18 protein-coding genes and 2 pseudogenes are annotated in these 19,750 nt (G+C 65.3%); 8 read left to right on the top strand and 12 right to left on the bottom strand.

The window, feature by feature from the left end:
* Nucleotides 1-39: 39 nt before the first annotated feature.
* The 5 genes from ACK2SD_RS13790 to pnuC all read right to left on the bottom strand — a co-directional run bounded on the left by ACK2SD_RS13790 (nucleotide 40) and on the right by pnuC (nucleotide 3,442).
* The gene (locus ACK2SD_RS13790) at nucleotides 40-975 is read right to left on the bottom strand and encodes a heme utilization protein (RefSeq protein ID WP_412460040.1); all 936 of its coding nucleotides are present in this window, start codon (nucleotides 973-975) and stop codon (nucleotides 40-42) included.
* A gap of 51 nt (nucleotides 976-1,026) precedes the next feature.
* Nucleotides 1,027-1,599 carry an adhesin gene (locus tag ACK2SD_RS13785; RefSeq protein ID WP_412462316.1) on the bottom strand — a complete coding sequence of 191 codons (573 nt, stop codon included), beginning with the start codon at nucleotides 1,597-1,599 and terminating at the stop codon, nucleotides 1,027-1,029.
* A 10-nt stretch (nucleotides 1,600-1,609) separates the two neighbouring features.
* The gene (locus ACK2SD_RS13780) at nucleotides 1,610-2,059 is read right to left on the bottom strand and encodes a hypothetical protein (protein WP_412460039.1); all 450 of its coding nucleotides are present in this window, start codon (nucleotides 2,057-2,059) and stop codon (nucleotides 1,610-1,612) included.
* Between the two features lie 295 nt (nucleotides 2,060-2,354).
* Nucleotides 2,355-2,879 (bottom strand): AAA family ATPase, encoded by a 525-nt coding sequence (locus tag ACK2SD_RS13775; protein ID WP_412460038.1) that lies wholly within the window; start codon nucleotides 2,877-2,879, stop codon nucleotides 2,355-2,357.
* A complete protein-coding gene (gene pnuC / locus ACK2SD_RS13770) occupies nucleotides 2,876-3,442 on the bottom strand; it encodes a nicotinamide riboside transporter PnuC (RefSeq protein ID WP_295485257.1) in 567 nt (188 codons plus the stop codon). Before pnuC ends, ACK2SD_RS13775 begins: the two co-directional genes overlap by 4 nt.
* A gap of 161 nt (nucleotides 3,443-3,603) precedes the next feature.
* Here pnuC and ACK2SD_RS13765 point away from each other — a divergent pair, with 161 nt between their 5' ends.
* The gene (locus ACK2SD_RS13765; protein WP_412460037.1) at nucleotides 3,604-4,887 is read left to right on the top strand and encodes a DUF2599 domain-containing protein; all 1,284 of its coding nucleotides are present in this window, start codon (nucleotides 3,604-3,606) and stop codon (nucleotides 4,885-4,887) included.
* A gap of 51 nt (nucleotides 4,888-4,938) precedes the next feature.
* On the opposite strand, the gene ACK2SD_RS13760 is transcribed toward ACK2SD_RS13765, so the two are convergent.
* From ACK2SD_RS13760 to ACK2SD_RS13750, 3 genes and pseudogenes are all read right to left on the bottom strand, one after another.
* Nucleotides 4,939-6,684 (bottom strand): DUF2599 domain-containing protein, encoded by a 1,746-nt coding sequence (locus tag ACK2SD_RS13760; RefSeq protein WP_412460036.1) that lies wholly within the window; start codon nucleotides 6,682-6,684, stop codon nucleotides 4,939-4,941.
* Between the two features lie 91 nt (nucleotides 6,685-6,775).
* Nucleotides 6,776-7,360, bottom strand: a pseudogene (locus ACK2SD_RS13755) (methyl-accepting chemotaxis protein); the annotation flags it as partial.
* Nucleotides 7,361-7,696: 336 nt separating this feature from the next.
* Nucleotides 7,697-8,344 (bottom strand): annotated as a pseudogene (locus ACK2SD_RS13750) (cache domain-containing protein); the annotation flags it as partial.
* A gap of 366 nt (nucleotides 8,345-8,710) precedes the next feature.
* On the opposite strand from ACK2SD_RS13750, the gene ACK2SD_RS13745 reads away from it, so the two are divergent.
* Nucleotides 8,711-9,544 carry an undecaprenyl-diphosphate phosphatase gene (locus ACK2SD_RS13745; RefSeq protein WP_295485254.1) on the top strand — a complete coding sequence of 278 codons (834 nt, stop codon included), beginning with the start codon at nucleotides 8,711-8,713 and terminating at the stop codon, nucleotides 9,542-9,544.
* Entirely contained in the window at nucleotides 9,541-9,966 is a 426-nt protein-coding gene (locus ACK2SD_RS13740; protein ID WP_116888136.1) for a DUF1294 domain-containing protein, read from the top strand. Before ACK2SD_RS13745 ends, ACK2SD_RS13740 begins: the two co-directional genes overlap by 4 nt.
* 25 nt (nucleotides 9,967-9,991) lie before the next feature.
* On the opposite strand, the gene ACK2SD_RS13735 is transcribed toward ACK2SD_RS13740, so the two are convergent.
* Together ACK2SD_RS13735 and ACK2SD_RS13730 are read right to left on the bottom strand one after the other, a co-directional pair.
* Entirely contained in the window at nucleotides 9,992-10,354 is a 363-nt protein-coding gene (locus ACK2SD_RS13735) for an MmcQ/YjbR family DNA-binding protein (RefSeq protein WP_295485252.1), read from the bottom strand.
* Nucleotides 10,347-11,249, bottom strand: coding sequence for a LysR substrate-binding domain-containing protein (locus tag ACK2SD_RS13730; protein WP_039577497.1), 903 nt, complete (start codon nucleotides 11,247-11,249; stop codon nucleotides 10,347-10,349). Before ACK2SD_RS13730 ends, ACK2SD_RS13735 begins: the two co-directional genes overlap by 8 nt.
* A 132-nt stretch (nucleotides 11,250-11,381) precedes the next feature.
* Between ACK2SD_RS13730 and ACK2SD_RS13725 the strand changes: the two genes are divergently transcribed.
* The 5 genes from ACK2SD_RS13725 to yiaY all read left to right on the top strand — a co-directional run bounded on the left by ACK2SD_RS13725 (nucleotide 11,382) and on the right by yiaY (nucleotide 16,692).
* On the top strand, nucleotides 11,382-11,990 hold the full coding sequence (locus ACK2SD_RS13725; RefSeq protein WP_412460035.1) for an FMN-dependent NADH-azoreductase: 609 nt from the start codon (nucleotides 11,382-11,384) through the stop codon (nucleotides 11,988-11,990).
* 131 nt (nucleotides 11,991-12,121) lie between these two features.
* A complete protein-coding gene (locus ACK2SD_RS13720; protein WP_412460034.1) occupies nucleotides 12,122-13,153 on the top strand; it encodes an alpha/beta hydrolase family protein in 1,032 nt (343 codons plus the stop codon).
* Between the two features lie 66 nt (nucleotides 13,154-13,219).
* Nucleotides 13,220-13,657: a PACE efflux transporter gene (locus ACK2SD_RS13715; protein WP_412460033.1), complete on the top strand. Its 438-nt coding sequence runs from the start codon at nucleotides 13,220-13,222 to the stop codon at nucleotides 13,655-13,657.
* 188 nt (nucleotides 13,658-13,845) lie between these two features.
* Nucleotides 13,846-15,408: a threonine ammonia-lyase, biosynthetic gene (gene ilvA / locus ACK2SD_RS13710; RefSeq protein ID WP_412460032.1), complete on the top strand. Its 1,563-nt coding sequence runs from the start codon at nucleotides 13,846-13,848 to the stop codon at nucleotides 15,406-15,408.
* A gap of 135 nt (nucleotides 15,409-15,543) precedes the next feature.
* Entirely contained in the window at nucleotides 15,544-16,692 is a 1,149-nt protein-coding gene (gene yiaY / locus ACK2SD_RS13705; RefSeq protein WP_412460031.1) for an L-threonine dehydrogenase, read from the top strand.
* A gap of 53 nt (nucleotides 16,693-16,745) precedes the next feature.
* Here yiaY and ACK2SD_RS13700 read toward each other — a convergent pair whose 3' ends face one another.
* Both ACK2SD_RS13700 and ACK2SD_RS13695 read right to left on the bottom strand, forming a co-directional pair.
* Nucleotides 16,746-17,936 (bottom strand): hypothetical protein, encoded by a 1,191-nt coding sequence (locus ACK2SD_RS13700; RefSeq protein WP_412460030.1) that lies wholly within the window; start codon nucleotides 17,934-17,936, stop codon nucleotides 16,746-16,748.
* A 76-nt stretch (nucleotides 17,937-18,012) separates the two neighbouring features.
* On the bottom strand, nucleotides 18,013-19,632 hold the full coding sequence (locus tag ACK2SD_RS13695; protein WP_039577519.1) for an NADP-dependent glyceraldehyde-3-phosphate dehydrogenase: 1,620 nt from the start codon (nucleotides 19,630-19,632) through the stop codon (nucleotides 18,013-18,015).
* Between the last annotated feature and the right edge of the window lie 118 nt (nucleotides 19,633-19,750).

Raw genomic sequence — 19,750 nt, 5'->3', positions numbered from 1 at the left:
ACACGCAAAGGGGCCCCGCAGGGCCCCGTACCACAGGCGTTACATGCAGGCTTTGCACCCTGCGGCGATGGACAGCGAGTTGGTCTGCTGGTTGCCGACACCCGCCGAGACGTTGGCGCCGACGTTGCCCGAGACGTTGTTCAGCGAGTTGCTCAGGTTGGCGTTGTTGGTGACCGGGTTGCGCCAGCCGGTGGGGGTCAGCACTTGATAGGACGCGACGCCGGCCAGGTCGAACGTGCCTTCTTCGTGGAGTTTGACCGGGCTCTTCTCGACGCGGGTATTGCCATACCAGTCGCGGCTGCTCTGCTCCACATAGCCGGAACCGGTGCCTTTGTAGGTGCCGCTGGACGAGTAGCTGGAGTTGAGGGTTTCGGTGCTGTAGGTGCGGTCGGCCTTGTTGTCGACGCTCAGGCCGCCGACGTTCTGGTTGGCCGCGCCAGTGGCGGCGGCGACCCGACCGCCGGACACGGCGATGGCCAGGTTGTTCTTCTGCTGGTTGAAGTCGCCGGCACTGACGTTGACGCCGATGTTGCCGGAGCTGCCGTTGGCCGAACCGTAGAGGTTGGCGTTGTTGGTCGCGGAAAGGTTCTTGACGGTATTGCCGGTGTTGCTCTGGGTGGCCTGGGACATGGCCACGGCGCTGCCGAAGATGAACTTCTCATCGGCGGTGGCGATGGCGGCGACGTTGTCCTGCTGGTTGCCGGTACCGGCCGCGACGTTGGCACCCAGGTTGCCTTGGGAGCCGTTGGCCGAGTTGTCCATGCGCGCGTCGTTGCGAGTGCCCTGATTGAGCGACCGGTTGCCGGCGTTGCTCTGGGTGTCGAGTACGGTGGCGGCAGAACCGGCATTGGTCAGCAGTGAGCGCAGGCTCTCCTGGCCGGCGTTGCCAGTCGCGCTTTCGTCCGCCTGCGCCGCCACTGCCATGACCGCAGCGAGGGCGAATACCAGAGGCTTGAGTGCCATTTTAGGTTTCATGGTGTTTCTCCGCTTGTCGTTTGGTTGTCGAGTGTTGGGCTGTATCGAGGGTCAATCCGCGACCCGGACGCTCAGGGTGTTGGCCATTCGGTTGCCCACCCCGGCGCTCTGATTCAACTGGACCACGCCACGGCTGCCGGTGAAGGCCTGATCACTGGTCGTGACCAGGCGACTGCCGGGTGTGCGATCCGTTGCCTCGGAGCTGTTGGCCAGCGCGACGTTCTGCTGGCTGAGAATGCTGTCGGCGATGCCTTGCGGTGCGGCGCTGATGCTGATGCGCACGGCGTTGGCCTGTTGCGTGGCGGCGCCGGCCGCCTGGTTGATGCCGAGCATGCCGTTGCCTTGGCTGAAGGCAGCGCCGTCGATCCGTACCTGGGCATCGTGGCCGACATCGGCGCGCGCATCGCTGCGCTGGTCGATCTGCGTGCGCGCCTGGCCTTGGGTGCCGATGGCGATGGCTTTCACCGTGGCCTGCTGCAGGGCATGGCCGGCGGCCTGGTTGATGTCGAGGTTGCCCTGGTAGGCGCGGCCGCTGCTGTCGAGGGTGGCGTTGTCGATCACCGGCGAGGCCGCCAGCGCAGCGCCGCTCACGGCCAGGCCGAGACACACAAGGCACAAGCTGATGCTGCCCATGTCATTGGCCTCGGGTCAGGATTTGCAGGGGCGCCAGGCCACGCTGGACGTTCTGGTTCACCGTGCCGGCCAGGCTGCCGGTCGCCGATGCGCCGGCACTGGAGCCGCCGGCCACGCCCGGCAAGGGCGATGAATGGCCACCCAGGCCGCGCAGGTTGTTGCCATTGTCGGGCAGCAGTTCGCGGCTGACGCGGGTGCCACTGGCCACCTGGGCGAAGTCGCCGTCGGACAGCTCGTTGGTCTGCGCTTGCACCCGCGCCGAGGCGTTGGTGTTGACGGTGGTCGGATAGGGGTCTGGGGTGCCGGTGCGGCGGTCCGCCTGGCGGGGCTGCACATCGCGGGTCAGCACCACCACGCCGTTGCCCGCCGCGAAGGCGGGGAGCGCACAGGGGATGGCCACGAGTCCGGCCAGCGCGAGCAGTGCAGGTATTGTTGTGTGCTTGATCCCCACGGCATCACTCCTTTGCTGTGCGCTGGCCTTTGGGCGTTGCGCGAACAGAGGGAGCGAAAGCCGTGCCGCTTTTGGCTTTTCCCGCGAAATCAGGTACTTGAGCGGTGCGTTCGATGACAGGGCGGTGACGCTGTCTCACGGTCGAGACAGCGAGGGCCGCAGCAGAGCTGAGAATGCGCTCAGCAGCGCCAGGTGGCCGGGTGCTGCGTGTGTATCACCACTGATACAACTGCCGTGGGCGCGTCGAAAGGCCTTGAACGGTGCGGATTTGCGAGGAGGGATATGTATCGCCGACTTAACAGTCCAGCAGTGCCGCAACCGCCGTGAAGGCTTCCTCGCGGCGGTGCGACCAGTCGCCGCCGATCACTTTGAAGGGCTGGTTGCGCGAGCGCAGCCACAGCAGGCTGTCGTCGAAGAACGCCTGGCGCTCTTCGAGCCGCGGTTGGCAGCGTTGACCGTCGGCGATCCACTCCACGCCTTCGGGGCTCAGCAACAGGTGCAGGTCGTAGTGGCGTTGCAGCAACGCCTGCTCCAGCCAAGTCGGGCAGTCACCGAACAGCGCGCGGCTCCAGAGCATGTTGCTCAGCAGATGGGTATCGAGGATCAACAACTGCGGGGCCTGGGCGCGCGCCTGATCTTCCCAGGTCAATTGCCCCTGGGCGATGGGCGCAATATCGGCGTAGCAGGTATCGCGCTGCTCGACATCGATGAAATGGCGCACGTACTCGCCCACCGTTAGGCCGCCGAAGCGTCGTTGGATCTCGCCGCTCAGCCAGCTCTTGCCGCTGGACTCCGGGCCGCACAACACCAGAACCTTCATGCGCTCGCCAGCGCCGGGTCGCGCCGCCACGCCACCCAGCCGCGCACGGCGATCACGGTGAACAGCGCATAGAGTGCCGCCGTCAGGTACAGGCCCTTGTACAGGAACAGGCCGACGAAGATCACATCGACCACGAACCACAGCGCCCAGCACTGCAAACGCTTCTGCGCCATCCACACTTGCGCCACCAGGCTGAAGCCGGTGAGCGCCGCATCCAGCCAGGGTTGCGCGGCATCGGTCCAGTGCGCCATGGCGGCGCCCAGGGCGATGCTGGCCAGCAGTCCCACGCCCAGGCCGCGCATGAGTGTCGGTGTATCCAGGCGCGAAACCTGACGGGCCTCTTCGACTCGGTCGGGACGTGTCCACTGCCACCAGCCGTACAGGTTGAGCACGGCGTAGACCAGTTGCAGGAGCATGTCCGAGTACAGCTTCACGTCGTAGAAGATCCAGCTATAGAGCACCACCATCACCAGGCCGATCGGCCAGCACCAGATGTTCTGCCGGACGGTGAGCCAGACAGCAATGACGCCGAGCACGGCGGCGAACAGTTCGAGGCCGGACATCGGCGCTCCTTGGGGAGGGGAAAGGGCGCGATTGTAACCTGCAAATGCGTAGCCGGTAACGGGCGCGTCGGGCCTGGCAAAACTGGTATTTCTGCCAGTACTGAGGCGTTCAGGTGGGCCATAGGATGACTTGACACCTGATCAACCGAGGGTTGTCACCCATGAAGCGATCACGATTCCCCTTCATCCTTGCCTGCGCAGTACCCATGTGCGTGTCTACCGGTGCGATATCGGCTGACCAATGCGAAGCCGTCGCCAGCGAGGTGACCCAGTGGTACAACAAGACGGTCGATGCCTGCGGGCGCAACCCGGCCGTCGATTGTTCCGGCGTGATGATCCGCGGCACCCAGCGCGCCGATGCGCACAAGGGCGAGCGCTACGACGTGTGGAATCCCAGTCCGGCCTCTGAAAAGTCTGGCGGCGTGTCAGTGTCCTGGATGCGTGCGGACAAGATCGGCTACGAGGACCCCGGCCTGGGTTATACCGATGGCATGATCTTTACCCCACGCGACTACGTCGGCAAAGGCCAGAAGAAACTCGATGTGTATTGCGCCTTTCCGGTCGATGCTTGGACTGCTGATCGTGACAGCCGAGGTTGCGGTGACAACCGCACCACTCGCCGCACCGAAGCCAGTTGCCAGTCGGCCAAGCTGACCAACGCACAGGATTGGCGAAAGTATTTCGACGCGCTGCACGAAAACAAAGGTGGTCGCCATCGTCGCGAGCGTCAATGCTCGTTCGATATGAACGGACGCCTCGATGCCAGCGCGCGCCGTGATGCATTCGCCTCCTTCATCAAGGCGCGCCAGTCGATCGCCGACACTCGGACCGGGCGTGAAGTGCAGACCGAATTGCGCCTGGTGAGCTGGAAGGCCGATGAACCCGTACCGATCGCCGCCTTCTTCTACAGCGAGTCGCGAGGATTGGGCGCAGCGCAGCGCAACCAGCAGGACTATTACGCGAAGACCGGCAACTGGGTGCCGGTGATGCGGATGGATTTTCCCAAGGACGCTTCAGCCAAGACGCGGTTCGCCTGTGAGTCCAATGCCCAGTTCCTCAAGGCCGACGGCAGCCGCGCTAACGCTACGTGCAGCCAGTACGTGGAAAGTGCCGAGTGGATCCGTCGCTACGATCCGGGTTTCCGCAAGAATGTCTGGACCTTGTCGGTCAAGCCGACCCGTTGCGGCCGCAACGTCGAACGCGCTGAAATCGATGCGATGTATGCAGAGCTCAAGAGCCGGTACGGAGCCGACCCACGCTGGAAAGACTACGACCGTGGTTCACGACGCAACTCCATGGCCACTCAATTGAGTTGCCATGTGTTCGGCAAGGACAAGGTCGGCAACCCGATCCGCTACAAATCCACCTATAACCTGGAGCCGGTAAGGCCTTTCGTGAATGAGGAGCAGGCCGAGAAAGTCGGTTGCAACCCCGTTCCAGCGTGAATGACTCGGCCCACCGTCCGCCGTTTGCGCGGGCCATGGGCCGATGCACGTTCACGGGTTGCACTTGGCCCGTTCGGTCTGCGCCGACGAGGTGGCCTTGCGGTAGGGTTCAAGGTTCCAGTCGGCCTTGCGGTTGTAGAGTTTGTGCAGGCAGGCCAGTTGCAAGTCCATGCTGCCAGCAACGCCTTCCTGCCAACGCGGATCGAGGCCCTCCTGGCGGAACAGTTCGGCGTACAAGTCCTGTGTACTCGCTTGCCGGCCCAAAGCGGTTGGCACCACCTGCAAACCGAACAGCGCCTCGCCGCTGTCTTCGGATTTGAGCGGGTGCCCCTTTTCAGTCAGCACCGTCCAACGGGTCGACTCGATCAGCCTGCGCACTGGGTTGCAGTTGGTCTTTTGCATGTCGGCGGGCGAGAGCACCGGGCGCCAGGGTTCGAGCTGCCATTGGGCATTGTCCGGGTGACGCACGGCCAGGCACTGCAGTTGCGCACGCATGCTGCCGGGATGGATTTCATCGTGCAACCATTGCGGACTGTCGCCGTAGCGAGCTTCCAGGTCCTCATAGATGGCCTCGACGTTGTCGGTGCTCAATTTCACCCCGGGCGCCAGCTTGAGGACCAAGGACTTCTCGGTACGGCCCATGCCCAGTTCGTCCGGCTTGCGCTCGACCCAATCGGCGGAGGCGATCAGCATGCCCGGCTGCGGCGCCGCAGGTGCAGGTGGAGTGGGCGTTGGCGCATCGCTCAGCGGTACTACCTGATCCTTGGGCTCGTAGCTGAAGCGCTGACTGGCGGGCTGGGTGAAGTCCAGGCGCAGGATCGGCACCGCGTAGCCTTGCGCGTACAGTTTGCGCTGGAACGCCTGGGCCGGCTTGAGACCGACCGTGGGCCGGGCCTTGCGCGTGTCGCCGCGGGTGCTGGCCACATAGGTGCTATTGACGTCCCAGACGAAGGCATCGATGTAGGGCAGGCGGGCGCTGCCGTCGTCGGGCGTCTTGCCGGACTGGTCATTGCGCAGCAGGAACTCGTTGAGCAGTTCCTTGCGTGCAAAGCCGTCCCGATGGCGGGTGCCGGGGGCTTGGTGGACGTCGATCATGGCGTTCCAGTCTGAGGCCTGTTCGGCGTTCCACGAGCACTGCTGGACTTGGATGCGGTTCAGGTTGTTGGGCGCCAGTGCAGGTGGCCTGAGGTGGCCGAATTGGCTGCGCCACTGCGCTGCGGTATCGATCTTGCGCAGGTCGCACGAGCCCCAGGCCAACGCAGCGTTGGCGTTGGGCGGAGTGGTTGCCGAGTGCAGTTGGTAGCCCTCGGGGCGGGTGTCGGACCAGCGCGTGCCTTTTACAGGCTGCTTGAGCGTGCCGCAGCCCCACGCTTGGCGATCCGGCCCGGTGAAGCCGTCGAAGGCGTAGATGCACATGAAGCCGGTTTCCATCACCGGTGTCTGCAACCGCCGGGCGTCCTCGGGCGTGCGCAGGATGAACCCGGCCGGGCGAATCAGGCGGCTGGTGCTCAGGTCCTTGCGGATCCAACTGAACGAGGTGGCGCCGGTACTGATGGCGTAGGGGCTGTAGTCCCAGGGATTGAACGGTCCGTCATCGACCATGCGCAGGGTGACACCGCTGCAGTAATAGTGGCCGCGCGGCGCGCCTCCGGGCTCCTTGCATGCGTTGTCGATGCGGTTGTAATTGTCGTTGATGCGCCGCAGCGTTTCCTGTGGTGTGCCCACTTCGATGGGCGCGGCGGCGAATGCGCTCGGCAACCCCAGGACCAGGGCTGCGGCCAGGCTATACCTGAACATGTCGATCTCCAGTGGTGGCATGGAGGCTCAACGGTCTGCCAGGTCCGGCTGGGCGGTCTACTGGCAGAGTTGTCAGGTGGGACAGGGCCGCTCAGACCCTGAACTGGCGCAGCAATTGTTCGAGCTCCTCACTCAGGCGGGCCAGTGCCGTACCGGCGTCGCTGGACTGGCGCGCGGCCTCGGCGGTCTGCTGGGACAGGCCGGCGGTGTCGAGCACGTTGCGGTTGATCTCCTCGACCACATGGGTCTGCTGCAAGGTGGCGCTGGCGATCGAGGTGTTGAGCGTGGCCAGGGTGTGCAGCGCCTGCTCGATGGCGGTCAGCCGGCTGCCGGCCTCGCGGGCCTGGGCGACGGTCTGGCGCGAGGCCTCGCTGCTGGTGTCGATGGCCTTGACCGCCGCGTCCGACTGACCTTGCAGGTGCTCGATCATGGTCTGGATCTCGGCCGTAGACTGGGCCGTGCGCTGGGCCAGCAGCCGCACTTCGTCGGCCACCACGGCAAAGCCGCGACCCTGTTCGCCCGCCCGTGCGGCTTCGATGGCGGCGTTCAAGGCGAGCAGGTTGGTCTGCTCGGCGATCGAGCGGATCACTTCCAGTACGCCCCCGATGCGCGTGCTGTGCCCGGCCAGGTCGCGAATCACGCCCTGCGCCTGGTCGATGGTCGCCGACAACCGGTCGATCTGCTGCAGGCTGCCTTGAATCGCCTGCTGGCCCTGGTCCACTTGTTCCTGGGCGGTGCGCATCTCGCTGGCGGCCTGTTCGGCATTCTTGGCCACGTCCTGCACCGCGTAGGTCACTTCATTGACCGCAGTGGCCACCTGGTCCATCTGCAGCGATTGGCTGGCGCTGTGCTGCTGGGCGCTGCCGGCGTTGTCGCCGACCTGCCCGGCAGTCTGGGCCAGGGCATGGGCGGTGCCTTGCAACTGTCCGATCACGCCCTGCAGCTTGCCGTTGAAGCGGTTGAAGTATTCGCCCAGGTGGGTGATCTCGTCGCGGCCGTGGGTGTCCAGGCGCCGGGTCAGGTCGCTTTCGCCGCTGGCGATGTTGCCCATGGCCTGCACCGCTTCCTGTAACGGACGGGCGATGCTGCGGGCGATCAGCCACACCAGCAGGCCCATCAGCGCGGCGATTGCCAGCCCCAGCAGCGAGGCGTCGCGCACCTGGCGGGCGAACTCGGACTGGACGTCATCGACGTAGACCCCCGAGCCGATGATCCAGCCCCAGGGTTTGAACAATTCGATGTACGAGGTCTTGGCCACCGGCTCACTGGCACCGGGCTTGGGCCAGTGGTAGTCGACCGGTCCCGCGCCCTTGGCTTTGGCCAGGCTGACCATTTCGTTGAACACGGCGAAGCCGTTCGGGTCGCGGATCGCCGAGAGGTCCTGGCCGTCGAGCTTGGCATTGACCGGGTGCATGATCATCGTTGGCTGCAGGTCGTTGATCCAGAAATAGTCGTCCTTGTCGTAGCGCAGCCCGCGCACCACTTGCAGCGCCTGCTGCTGGGCGCTTTGCCGATCGAGCGTGCCGGCGGCTTCCAGGCCTTGGTAATAGGCCAGCACGCCCACGGCGGTCTCCACGACGTGGCGGGTCTTTTCCGCCTTGGCCTGGTACAGGTCGCCGTGGATCTGGCGCAGCAACAGCAGCCCGAGCACCAGCAGCATGGCCAGGGACACCAGCAGGATCAGCCATAGACGGCGGCTGATCGACATCGATCTCAGTGTGTTCATCGAAAGCTCACTCCATTGCGTTGTTCTTTTTATACGAGCGACATCCAACCACGGTTGGCGTCCGGCAACCCAGTCGACCAACGTCGGGCGACCTTCCCTGTTGCATCCCGCACGCGCCTGCGCACGGGTCTCTGTTAGGATCTCGGCCGCGCAAGATGAAACCTTTAGTCTGCGCGAACTTTTTCGCTGGCGTCCGGACCAACAGACGCTGTAAAACAGCGACGCCGCGCGGGCGGTGCACATCTGTAATGGAAAAAAACTAGGATGCCGCCAACGAGCGGTATTCATTTGGGGGAGTTGATGGATTTTTGGAGTGCCTTTCAGGCAATCATTCTGGGTATCGTCGAGGGCCTGACGGAGTTTCTACCGATTTCCAGTACCGGTCACCAGATCATCGTGGCCGACCTGATCGATTTCGGCGGCGAGCGCGCAATGGCGTTCAACATCATCATTCAGCTCGGCGCCATTCTTGCCGTGGTGTGGGAGTTTCGCAGCAAGATCTTCCAGGTGGTGCAGGGCCTGCCGACGCAGCCCAAGGCCCGGCGTTTCACCGCCAACCTGCTGATCGCCTTCATGCCGGCGGTGGTGCTCGGCGTGCTGTTCGCCGATCTCATCCATGAATACCTGTTCAACCCCATCACCGTGGCCGTGGCGCTGGTCGTGGGCGGTGTGATCATGCTCTGGGCCGAGCAGCGCGATCACCGCATCGCGGTGGAGCATGTCGATGACATGCGCTGGAGCCACGCCCTGAAAGTCGGCCTGGTGCAGTGCCTGGCGATGATTCCGGGCACCTCGCGCTCGGGCTCGACCATCATCGGCGGCCTGCTGTTCGGCCTGTCGCGCCAGGCGGCCACCGAGTTCTCGTTCTTCCTGGCGATGCCGACCATGGTCGGGGCCGCGGTGTACTCGGGCTACAAGTACCGTGACCTGTTCCAGCCGGCCGATCTGCCAGTCTTCGCCATCGGCTTCGTGGTGTCGTTCATCTTCGCCATGATCGCGGTGCGCGCCCTGCTCAAGTTCATCGCGCATCACAGCTATGCGGTGTTCGCCTGGTACCGCATCGCCTTCGGCCTGCTGATCCTGGCGACCTGGCAGTTCGGCTGGGTCGACTGGGCGACGGCGCACGCCGGATGAAACGTGATCCAGCCGCCGCCCGGCCTGGCCCTGGTCGGGCTGGGGAGGGCGCTGTTCGCTACCTGCGCCTGAAATTGTTGGTGTTGCTCGGCCTGTGCCTGCTGCCAGGTGCAGGTATCGCACGCATGGCCTGGAGCGGGCAGTCCTGGTTGCCGTTGGCGCTGTACCCACTGGCCAGCCTGGTGTGCCTGGCGCTGTACTGGCAGGACAAACGCCAGGCCCGCCAGTTGGGTCGACGCATCCCGGAGAAGGTGCTGCACGCCAGCGAACTGCTGGGCGGCTGGCCGGGGGCACTGGTGGCCCAGCAACTGTTTCGCCACAAGACACGCAAGGTGTCTTACCAGGTGGTGTTCTGGGGCATCGTGGTGGTGCACCAGGCGGTGTGGGCGGATTATCTGTGGCTGGGTTGGCTGGGGCGTTGAGGGGGGCTGACCAACTGCTCTGTACTCACTCGATCACCAACCCCACCTGCAACCGCTTGGCCAAGCGCCGCACCACCAACTGGTGGGAGCGGCGCAACAACTCAGTGAGTTCTTCGCGGCCGAGGGCGTAGGGCGGCGCCACGCTGATCCAGTGCGCGCGCGCCAGGTAGGGCGCCGGCCGCACGCCGGGACGGTCGCAGTAGCCGAGAAAAAGTGTGTCGTCCACTTTGAACGACAGGCCGGCGCCCGCCAGGTCTTGCACGGCGAACATCTTGTTGCCTGCCACCGAGAACACCCGCACTCCGCCCCATTTGTAATCCTCCTGTGCTCCAGGCAGGCTCAGGCAAAAGGCCGCAGCCTGTTCGGTCGTCAAGTGTCGCTCAGACATAGCGCTCTCCACAGGCCTCGAACGAGGCCGCCAGATGATCGATCCAGACCCGCACCGCCGGCAGCACGCCGCGTCGATGGGGGTAGACCGCTTGCAGGAACCCGCCGGGCAGCGACCAGTCTGGCAGCAGGCGGACCAGCTCGCCACGCGCCAGCTCCTCTTCGCAGTACATGCTCGGCAGTGCGGTGAAACCAAGGCCCGCACAGGCCGAGGCCTTGCGCACGATGAAGTCGTCGATAGCCAGGCGCGGTTCCAAGGCGATGTCCTGCGCCTGGCCATGGGGCCCGATCAGGCGAAAGTGCACCAGCCGATCGGCTTCGGCGGCGCCCAGCACCGGCAGGCTCAGCAACTGCGAGGGGTGCTCCAGGCCGACGGCGAAACCCGGCGCGGCCACCAGGTGCATGCGCGCCTGGCGCAGGCGGCGGGTGGCCAGGGCCGGGTCTTCGTCGCCCACGTCACGCACGCGCAAGGCAACGTCGATGCCTTCGGCGATCAGGTCGACGCGGCGATTGAGCAGCACCATGTCCAGTTGCACCTGCGGATACTGCTGCAGAAAACGATTGATCACCGGTGGCAGGAACGCGTGCGCCAGCGCCACCGGCGAAGACACCCGCAGCCGCCCGCGCGGTTCGCTGGTCATGCTGGCCACCGCTTCGTCGGCCATCTCGGCCTCCAGCAGCATCGCCTGGCAATGGTGCAGGTAGCGCTCACCCACGGCGGTCAACTTCAATTGCCGCGTGGTGCGCTGCAACAGGCGCGTGCCCAGGCGCTCCTCGAGCTCGGCGATGCGCCGTGACAAGCGCGATTTGGGAATGCCCAATTGACGGCCGGCCGCAGCGAAGCCCCCGGCTTCGACCACGCGGGCGAAATAGAAAAGGTCATTGAGGTCTTGCATGTTCGGTCCCACCGTTCCACCAGTGGAACAAACTAATGCACTTTTGCTCACTATTCACCTATTCAACCCTTCTGTAGCATCCTGCCCATCCTGATCGCCTCACTGCGCGGTCGTCATTCACAGGAGATTCCCATGAAACTGTTGCACATCGACTCGAGCATCCTGGGCGACAATTCCGCCTCCCGTCAGTTGAGCCGCGAAGTGGTCGAAGCCTGGAAAGCGGCCGACCCGAGCGTGGAAGTCACCTACCGCGACCTGGCGAGCGATGCCATCAGCCACTTCTCCGCCGCGACCCTGCTGGCCGCCGGCACCGCCGAAGAAGCCCGTGACGCCGCTCAAGCCCATGAAGCACGCCTGAGCGCCGAGACGCTGGCCGAGTTCCTGGCGGCCGACGCCGTGGTCATCGGCGCGCCGATGTACAACTTCAGCGTGCCGACTCAGCTCAAGGCCTGGATCGACCGCGTGACCGTCGCCGGCCAGACCTTCCGCTACACCGAAGCCGGTCCCGAAGGCCTGTGCGGTGGCAAGAAGGTGATTCTGGTCTCCACCGCTGGCGGTCTGCACCAAGGCCAGCCGACCGGCGTCGGCCACGAAGAATTCCTCAAGGTGCTGTTCGGCTTCCTGGGCATCACCGATCTGCAGATCGTCCGCGCCGAAGGCCTGGCCTACGGTCCTGAGCAGCGCAGCTCGGCCATCGCGGCCGCACAGGCGCAGATCGCCGGCGAACTGTTCGCCGCCTGATTCAGCGCTGCTGAAAAAGCCGGTTGTCGTGGCGCACGACAGCCGGCTTTTTCATGGATCTTTCATCTGCACCCACGCGCTGCGCTTCTATGCTTGTGCTACTCGTCCACCTCCAGGGGAGAGCCGCTGCGATGAAGACCCGTGCCCTGTTGACCCTGATCCTGCTCGGTGGCCTGCTGGCCCGCGCCGACGCTGCGCCCTGGGTGGCCGGCCTGCATCGTCTGGCCCTGAGCGACCCGCTGGATGCCCAGCCCATGCAGGCACTGGTCTTCTACCCCAGTAGCGCCACGGCGCATCAGATGCGTATCGATGGCTATACGCTGCGCGTGGCCGAGGAAGCGCCGGTGGCTCTGGGGCAATTTCCGCTGTTGGTGATCTCCCACGGCAACACCGGTACGCCCGTGGCGTTGCATGATCTGGCCACGTCACTGGCGCGCCAGGGTTTCGTGGTGGTGGCGGTGACCCATCCCGGCGACAACCTGCACGATCATAGCCGTCTCGGCACCCTGAGCAACCTGTATGGACGCCCGCTGCAGGTGAGTGCCGCGATCAGCGCCGCACGTGCCGACACGCTGCTGGGGCCGTATCTGAACCCCGGCAAGGTCGGTGTGATCGGCTATTCGGCCGGCGGCGAGACCGCGCTGATCCTCTCCGGCGCCCGACCAGACTTGGAACGCTTGCGCAACTACTGCCTGGAGCGGCCGTTGGACGCCGATGCCTGCAAGACCCATGGTGTGCTGATCTCCGATCGCAGCGAGCTGGCGCCCCAGGCCGATCCGCGGGTCGGGGCGGTGGTGCTGATGGCCCCACTGGGGCTGATGTTCGGTCGCCATGCCCTGGCCAATGTGCAGGTGCCGGCGCTGATCTACAGCGGCGATCAGGATCAATTGCTGGCCGTGGAGCGCAATGCCAGCGCCCTGGCGCGCAAGCTGCCGGTCACCCCCGATTACCGCCTGCTCTCCGGTGCCGGCCATTTCGTGTTCATGGCGCCGTGCGACGACGAGCAACGCCAGCGCATGATCGTGCTGTGCAAAGACGCCGATGGCGTCGATCGGCGCCAAGTGCACCGCAGCCTGCAAAGCGAGACCGCCGCCTTCTTCAGCCAGGCACTGGGCGCCCCTGAGCCGGCCGAGCGCTCGGCGGCAGTGGGGGATGCGCCGTAGCGCATCGCTTGAACCGCACGCTGAACCGGGGTACCGTCGTCGTCCGTTTACGCGAAGGAACGCCCCATGCAAGGCAAGGCTCGCAAGGTCGTCCAGGCCATCCTCTATGAAATCATCGCCGTCGCCTGCGTGGCGCCCGCGCTGACGCTGATGTTCGAGACCAGCATGGCCCATTCCACGTTGCTGTCGGTGCTGATGTCTGGCATCGCCATGAGCTGGAACATGGGCTACAACTGGGCCTTCGAGCGCTGGGAAGCGCGCCAGGCACAGCGTCGCCGGACCTGGCTGCGGCGCCTGCTGCATGCGTTGGGCTTCGAAGGCGGGCTGGTGCTGATCCTGCTGCCGCTGGTGGCGTTCTGGTTGGACATCAGCCTGTGGAGCGCTTTGCTCACCAACCTGGCGCTGTTCGTGTTCTTCTTCGTCTATGCCTTCGTGTTCCAGTGGGGCTTCGACAAGGTCTTCGACGTGCCGCTGTCCGCCCAGCAGCGCACGGCGGAGTGTTGACTTCCTACGAGTTTGCGGGATAAGTTCCTACCCCATGAATACCTCCCTGCCAGCGCGCACCTTCGGCCTGATCATTATTACCGCCATCATCGGATTGGCGGGCTAGCGCGTACTGGCACCGAACCCGCCCTGGAGGCGGGTTTTTTCTTCTCGACTCCTGGGCACGTGAAACCACCCAGGAGTCATCGATGAGCAATCTCAGCGTCAGCCCCCGTACCGCCGTTACGCCCCGGCAACTGCTGTCGGAGCAGGTGCGGCGCATTCTTGCGGCGCCCGTGTACGACCTGGCCATCGAAACACCGCTGCAGCCCGCGCCGGCGCTCTCGACGCGTCTTGGCAATCAGGTGCTGCTCAAGCGCGAAGATCTGCAACCGACGTTCTCCTTCAAGATCCGCGGTGCCTACACGCGGTTGTCGCGCCTGTCCCAGGCCGAACGCGCGCGTGGCGTGATCACCGCCTCGGCCGGCAACCATGCCCAAGGCGTAGCCCTGGCGGCGGCGCATCTGGGCATGGTCGCGACCATCGTCATGCCCACCACCACGCCGGAGCTGAAAATCGCCGGTGTGCGCGCCCGGGGTGGTGACGTGGTGCTGCACGGCGACAGCTTCCCCCACGCCCTGGCTCACGCCTTGCGCCTGGCCGACGAGCAAGGCGCGACCTTCGTACCGCCGTTCGACGACCCGGATGTGATCGCCGGGCAGGGCACCGTGGCCATGGAAATCCTGCGCCAGCAGCCGGGTGCGCTGGACGCGATCTTCGTGCCGGTCGGCGGCGGTGGGCTGATCGCCGGCATCGCCGCCTACGTCAAGTACCTGCGCCCGCAGGTCAAGGTGATCGGGGTCGAACCGCATGACGCCAACTGCCTGCAAGCGGCGCTGGCCGCCGGGCAGCGTGTGGTCCTGCCCCAGGTCGGCAGCTTCGCCGACGGCGTGGCGGTGGCCCAGGTCGGTGCCCATTGCTTCGAGTTGTGTCGGCATTTCGTCGACGAGGTGATCAGCGTCAGCAGCGACGAGCTGTGCGCCGCGATCAAGGACATCTACGACGACACCCGCTCGATCACCGAGCCGTCCGGCGCTTTGGCCGTGGCCGGGATCAAGAAATACGTGGCGCGCGAGGGTGCGCGAGGGCAGACCCTGGTGGCCATCGACTCCGGCGCCAACGTCAATTTCGACCGCCTGCGCCATGTGGCCGAACGCGCCGAACTGGGCGAGCAGCGCGAGGCGGTGATCGCCGTCACCATCCCCGAGCGCCCCGGCAGTTTTCGGGCCTTCTGCCAGGCCCTGGGCCGGCGCCAGGTGACCGAATTCAACTACCGTTGCCAGCCCGGCAAGCCGGCCCGGCTGTTCGTCGGTGTGCAGACCCACCCACAGCGCGACCCGCGCACGGGGTTGCTCGACAGCCTGCGCGAGCAGGGCTACGAGGTGCTCGACCTCACCGACAACGAGTTGGCCAAGCTGCATGTGCGCCATACCGTCGGCGGGCATGCCGCGCCGGATACCCAGGAGCGGGTGCTGCGCTTCGAGTTCCCCGAGCGCCCTGGCGCACTGCGGGGCTTTCTCGAACGGTTGGGCCGGCGCTGGAACATCAGCCTGTTTCACTACCGCAACCACGGTGCAGCCCAGGCGCGGGTGCTGGCGGCGCTCCAGGTGCCGGACGATGAGCAGGCGACCCTGCCGCAGGCGCTGCAGGCCATGGGCTACGAATACTGGGATGAGACCGACAACCCGGCCTACCGCCTGTTCCTGGGCTGACGCCGGCCGCTCATCGACGCTTCCCGGCGTCGATGACTGGGCAGTCACGGACATTGTCCTGGATCAACATCCGGGCGCGAAAAGCGGAGGATGCTCGCCGCCAGAGAGACAACAACCAGAGAGAGGAACTCGGCCGTGAGCAGCACATTCTTCATTCCAGCGGTGAACATCATGGGACTCGACTGCCTGGGCGAGGCCATGACGGCCATCGCCGGCTACGGCCTGCGCAAGGCGCTGATCGTCACCGACGCCGGTCTGGCCAAGGCTGGGGTGGCCTCGCGCATCGCCAGCCTGCTGGCCGAGCGCGACATCGACTCGACGATTTTCGACGGCGCCAAGCCCAACCCGAGCATTGCCAACGTCGAAGCCGGCCTGGCGCTGCTGCAACGCGAGCGCTGCGACTGCGTGATCTCCCTGGGTGGCGGCTCGCCGCACGACTGCGCCAAGGGCATCGCCCTGTGCGCCACCAACGGCGGCCACATCCGCGACTACGAAGGCGTGGACCGTTCGGCCAAGCCGCAACTGCCGCTGATCGCCATCAACACCACCGCCGGCACCGCCAGCGAGATGACCCGCTTCTGCATCATCACCGACGAAGCACGCCACGTGAAAATGGCCATCGTCGACCGCAACGTCACGCCGATGCTGTCGGTCAACGACCCCGCGCTGATGGTCGGCATGCCCAAGGGCCTGACCGCCGCCACCGGCATGGATGCGCTGACCCACGCCGTCGAAGCCTATGTATCGACCGCTGCCACGCCGATCACCGACGCCTGCGCGCTGAAGGCCGTCACCCTGATCAGTGACAACCTGCGCCAGGCGGTGAACGACGGCCAGGACCTGCAGGCACGGGAAAACATGGCCTACGCCCAGTTCCTCGCCGGCATGGCGTTCAATAACGCCTCGCTGGGTTACGTGCACGCCATGGCCCACCAACTCGGTGGCTACTACGACCTGCCGCACGGGGTGTGCAACGCGGTGCTGCTGCCCCATGTGCAGCGCTTCAATGCCCAAGTCAGCGCAGCGCGTCTGCGTGACGTGGCCGTGGCGATGGGCGTGAAGGTGTGCGGCATGACCGAGGCGCAGGGCGCCGATGCCGCGATTTCAGCCATCGAGCAGTTGTCGGTGGCGGTGGGCATTCCGGCTGGTCTCCAGGAACTGGGCGCCAAGCGTGAAGACGTGCCGGTGCTGGCCAGCAACGCGCTCAAGGACGCCTGCGGCCTGACCAACCCGCGCAGCGCCAGCCAGGCGGAGATCGAGGCGATTTTCGCCGCAGCATTCTGAGACGCGGTTTTCACTGGGGCCGCGTTGCGGCCCCTTTCTCACGGGCTGCTGGATCACCGCTCGCGCATGAAGAATCCTGCCACGTACTTGCGAAATGTCTCCGCGCTCTTGAAGTCGGCGTAGCGCTTGAAATGCTCCATCTCAGGCTCAGGCCCCACTGGCTCTTGCAGCAACGACACCGACAGCACCCGGTCCTGGTCGGACGTGAGCACCAGCTCGTCCATCACCTCGCCGCCGATCACCGGACGGCGCATCAGCACCTTCACACCTTTGCCCGCCATCCAGTCGATCAGCGACACCAGCGCCTTCAACGGCTCGCGCTCTTCATCCCGGTACACCGGAAACAGCTGCCCACGCGACAGCACCGGCACACTGGCGACGTGGATCAGTTCATAGAACTGGCTGCCGGCGGTCGCCGGTGAGTAGAGCGTCAGGGCCAGCAGCGGGCCGCCGGTTTTACTGCCACCCCAGAGCAGATGATGGCCTTGGAAATCGAAACCGTCCTCGCTGGCGGCGGTGAACACCTTGCGTCCGGCGATGCGCTCCACGCAGTCGAGCAGCAAGCCATGGCGGCGATGCTCGCCGAACAGGCTGGAATCGCGCAGACGCGCCTTGAGCCGCATCATCGACTTCATGTCCAGCCGCGTTTCCAAGTAGTTGCTGGCTGGCACGCGCGCCAGCAGTGGATAGCGCGCAGCCACGCCGCGCAGTTCGGCGAACTGCGCGGTCAGGTCCTTTTTCAGGTGGGTGGCGTAGACATTCAGTCCGCTGGCTTCGATCCAGCTCAGCAGCAACGACAGCAGGCGCTGCTGTTCACGCCGAGGCGTGCCATCGCCCAGCGCTGCGCCACTGGCGACGCTGTCCTGACGAAAATCGCCCAGCAGTCGCAGCGGCGTATCCGGCGCCAGCCAGGCCGCCGGCGCTACCTGAGGCTCGGCGTGGCCGCCCGATTCACGGGCCTCCTTGCTGAACGGACAGCCTGGGGCATGCTCGGGCGTCTCGGGGTTGTTGCGCAGAAACAGCGTCCCGCTATTGCCATTGAGGCTGACATTGAGCACCGGCAGCGCGTCGCGCCGACAGTCGCACCCCAACCACTGGTTGGCGCTGCGCACCTTCATCAGCCACTGGTTGGCTTGCAGCAGCCGCGGCCCAACCAGGTTCCCCGTCACGAACCCCACCAGCAGTTCTTCTTCAGCCGCAGTGAGACTGCGCACCGACGCCCCGTTCTTCTCGATGATTCGCATGAAGCAGCTCCAAGCTGTAAGCGGCAAGCGCCGAGCCAAGCCGCGACTCTAGCAGCTTGCCGCTGACAGCTCACCGCTAAAAGATGTAGTCGGTGGTGAGGAAGCTGGACTGGCGGTTGCGGATGATCTCGCTGATCAAGGTCTTGTTGGCGTCCTGGAACTTGGTGGCGACCAAGGTGCGGATCGAGAACACCCGCAGCGCATCGTGCACCGACAGGGTGCCTTCGGCGCTGTTCTTGCGTCCGTTGAACGGGTAGGTGTCCGGGCCGCGTTGGCACTGGGCGTTGAGGTTGATGCGCCCGACCTGGTTGGCGAAGGTGTCGACCAGCTCGCCGATGGTCTGCGGGTCGTTGCCGAACAGGCTCAACTGCTGGCCATAGTCGGAATCCAGCACGTAGTCGATCACGGTGTGCAGGTCGCGGTACGGCACCACGGGCACGACCGGACCGAACTGTTCTTCATGGTAGACACGCATGGCGGCGGTCACGGGATAGAGCAGGGCGGGATAGAAGAACGAGCCACGGCTTTGGCCGCCGCCGGGGTTGATCACCTGCGCGCCGTGGGCCTTGGCATCGCTCACCAGGCCATTGAGGTAGTCGACCTTGCCAGGTTCAGGCAGCGGCGTCAGGGCCACGCCTGGCGCCCAGGGCATGCCGGGCTTGAGGGCGGCCAGCTTGTGCTGGAATTTTTCCAGGAAGGGCTCGACCACATCCTCGTGGACGAACAGGATCTTCAGCGCCGTGCAGCGCTGGCCGTTGAACGACAGCGCACCGGTCACGGCCTCGTCCACGGCGTTGTCCAGGTCCACCTGCGGCAGGACGATGCCGGGGTTCTTTGCATCAAGGCCCAAGGCCGCACGCAGGCGGTGTGGCCTTGGGTGCAGTTTCTTCAGGTCGCTGGCGGCCTTGTGGGTGCCGATGAAGGCGAAGACATCGACCTTGCCACTGGCCATCAGCGCGCTGACCGTCTCGCGGCCGCGACCGTAGATGACGTTGATCACCCCCGGCGGGAAGCTGTCGCGGAAGGCTTCGAGCAGGGGGCGGATCAGCAGCACGCCGAACTTGGCGGGCTTGAACACCACCGTGTTGCCCATGATCAGCGCCGGAATCAGGGTGGTGAAGGTTTCGTTCAGCGGGTAGTTGTAAGGCCCCATGCACAGCGCCACGCCCAGTGGCGCGCGGCGGATCTGGCCGAGCGTGCCCTGTTCGAGCTCGAAGCGGCTGGAGCGACGGTCCAGATCCTTCAAGGCGTTGATGGTGTCGACGATGTAGTCGCAGGTGCGGTCGAACTCTTTTTCCGAGTCCTTGAGGTTCTTGCCGATCTCCCACATCAGCAGCTTGACCACCGCGCCGCGCTGCTCGCGCATGCGCGCCAGGAAGCCCTCGACATGCTGGATGCGCTCGGCCACGCGCATGTTCGGCCAGGCGCCGCGGCCTTTGTCGTAGGCCTGAACGGCGGCATCGAGCGCGGTGAGCGCAGTGTCGGCGTCAAGCAAGGGGGCGCTGCCGAGCACCACCTGGCGTTCGCCGTCGCTGTGCTTGAGCCAGACTGGACTGCGGACGGTGGCCAGTGGCCCTTGCCACTGCCTGAGTTCGCCGCCTACGAGGTAGTCGCGTTGTTCCAGCGGCTCGCCCAGACGCCAGGTGTCGGGAATGTCTTCAGGGGCGGGGAAAAGTGCATCGAGCAGACGGTCCATGGTTACTGCGCCTCACGTAGCTGAGCGAATGAAACGTTTCAGCCGAGCATGCACCGGCTGCCACAAAGTTTCCAGTGTGGCCCAACATCGGTGAAGGCGCGCTGCTGGTGATCAAGCG

The organism is Pseudomonas sp. SC11, from assembly GCF_047039205.1.
GTDB classification, from domain to species: domain Bacteria; phylum Pseudomonadota; class Gammaproteobacteria; order Pseudomonadales; family Pseudomonadaceae; genus Aquipseudomonas; species Aquipseudomonas boreofloridensis.
This window is presented reverse-complemented; position numbering and strand designations above follow the sequence as displayed.

What these genes read in the sequence shown, in the direction of transcription:
- ACK2SD_RS13790 (WP_412460040.1), bottom strand. Translation starts at nt 975, where the DNA reads ATGAAACCTAAAATGGCACTCAAGCCTCTGGTATTCGCCCTCGCTGCG.
- ACK2SD_RS13775 (WP_412460038.1), bottom strand. Translation starts at nt 2,879, where the DNA reads ATGAAGGTTCTGGTGTTGTGCGGCCCGGAGTCCAGCGGCAAGAGCTGG.
- pnuC (WP_295485257.1), bottom strand. Translation starts at nt 3,442, where the DNA reads ATGTCCGGCCTCGAACTGTTCGCCGCCGTGCTCGGCGTCATTGCTGTC.
- ACK2SD_RS13765 (WP_412460037.1), top strand. Translation starts at nt 3,604, where the DNA reads ATGAAGCGATCACGATTCCCCTTCATCCTTGCCTGCGCAGTACCCATG.
- ACK2SD_RS13760 (WP_412460036.1), bottom strand. Translation starts at nt 6,684, where the DNA reads ATGTTCAGGTATAGCCTGGCCGCAGCCCTGGTCCTGGGGTTGCCGAGC.
- ACK2SD_RS13745 (WP_295485254.1), top strand. Translation starts at nt 8,711, where the DNA reads ATGGATTTTTGGAGTGCCTTTCAGGCAATCATTCTGGGTATCGTCGAG.
- ACK2SD_RS13740 (WP_116888136.1), top strand. Translation starts at nt 9,541, where the DNA reads ATGAAACGTGATCCAGCCGCCGCCCGGCCTGGCCCTGGTCGGGCTGGG.
- ACK2SD_RS13735 (WP_295485252.1), bottom strand. Translation starts at nt 10,354, where the DNA reads ATGTCTGAGCGACACTTGACGACCGAACAGGCTGCGGCCTTTTGCCTG.
- ACK2SD_RS13730 (WP_039577497.1), bottom strand. Translation starts at nt 11,249, where the DNA reads ATGCAAGACCTCAATGACCTTTTCTATTTCGCCCGCGTGGTCGAAGCC.
- ACK2SD_RS13725 (WP_412460035.1), top strand. Translation starts at nt 11,382, where the DNA reads ATGAAACTGTTGCACATCGACTCGAGCATCCTGGGCGACAATTCCGCC.
- ACK2SD_RS13720 (WP_412460034.1), top strand. Translation starts at nt 12,122, where the DNA reads ATGAAGACCCGTGCCCTGTTGACCCTGATCCTGCTCGGTGGCCTGCTG.
- ACK2SD_RS13715 (WP_412460033.1), top strand. Translation starts at nt 13,220, where the DNA reads ATGCAAGGCAAGGCTCGCAAGGTCGTCCAGGCCATCCTCTATGAAATC.
- ilvA (WP_412460032.1), top strand. Translation starts at nt 13,846, where the DNA reads ATGAGCAATCTCAGCGTCAGCCCCCGTACCGCCGTTACGCCCCGGCAA.
- ACK2SD_RS13700 (WP_412460030.1), bottom strand. Translation starts at nt 17,936, where the DNA reads ATGCGAATCATCGAGAAGAACGGGGCGTCGGTGCGCAGTCTCACTGCG.
- ACK2SD_RS13695 (WP_039577519.1), bottom strand. Translation starts at nt 19,632, where the DNA reads ATGGACCGTCTGCTCGATGCACTTTTCCCCGCCCCTGAAGACATTCCC.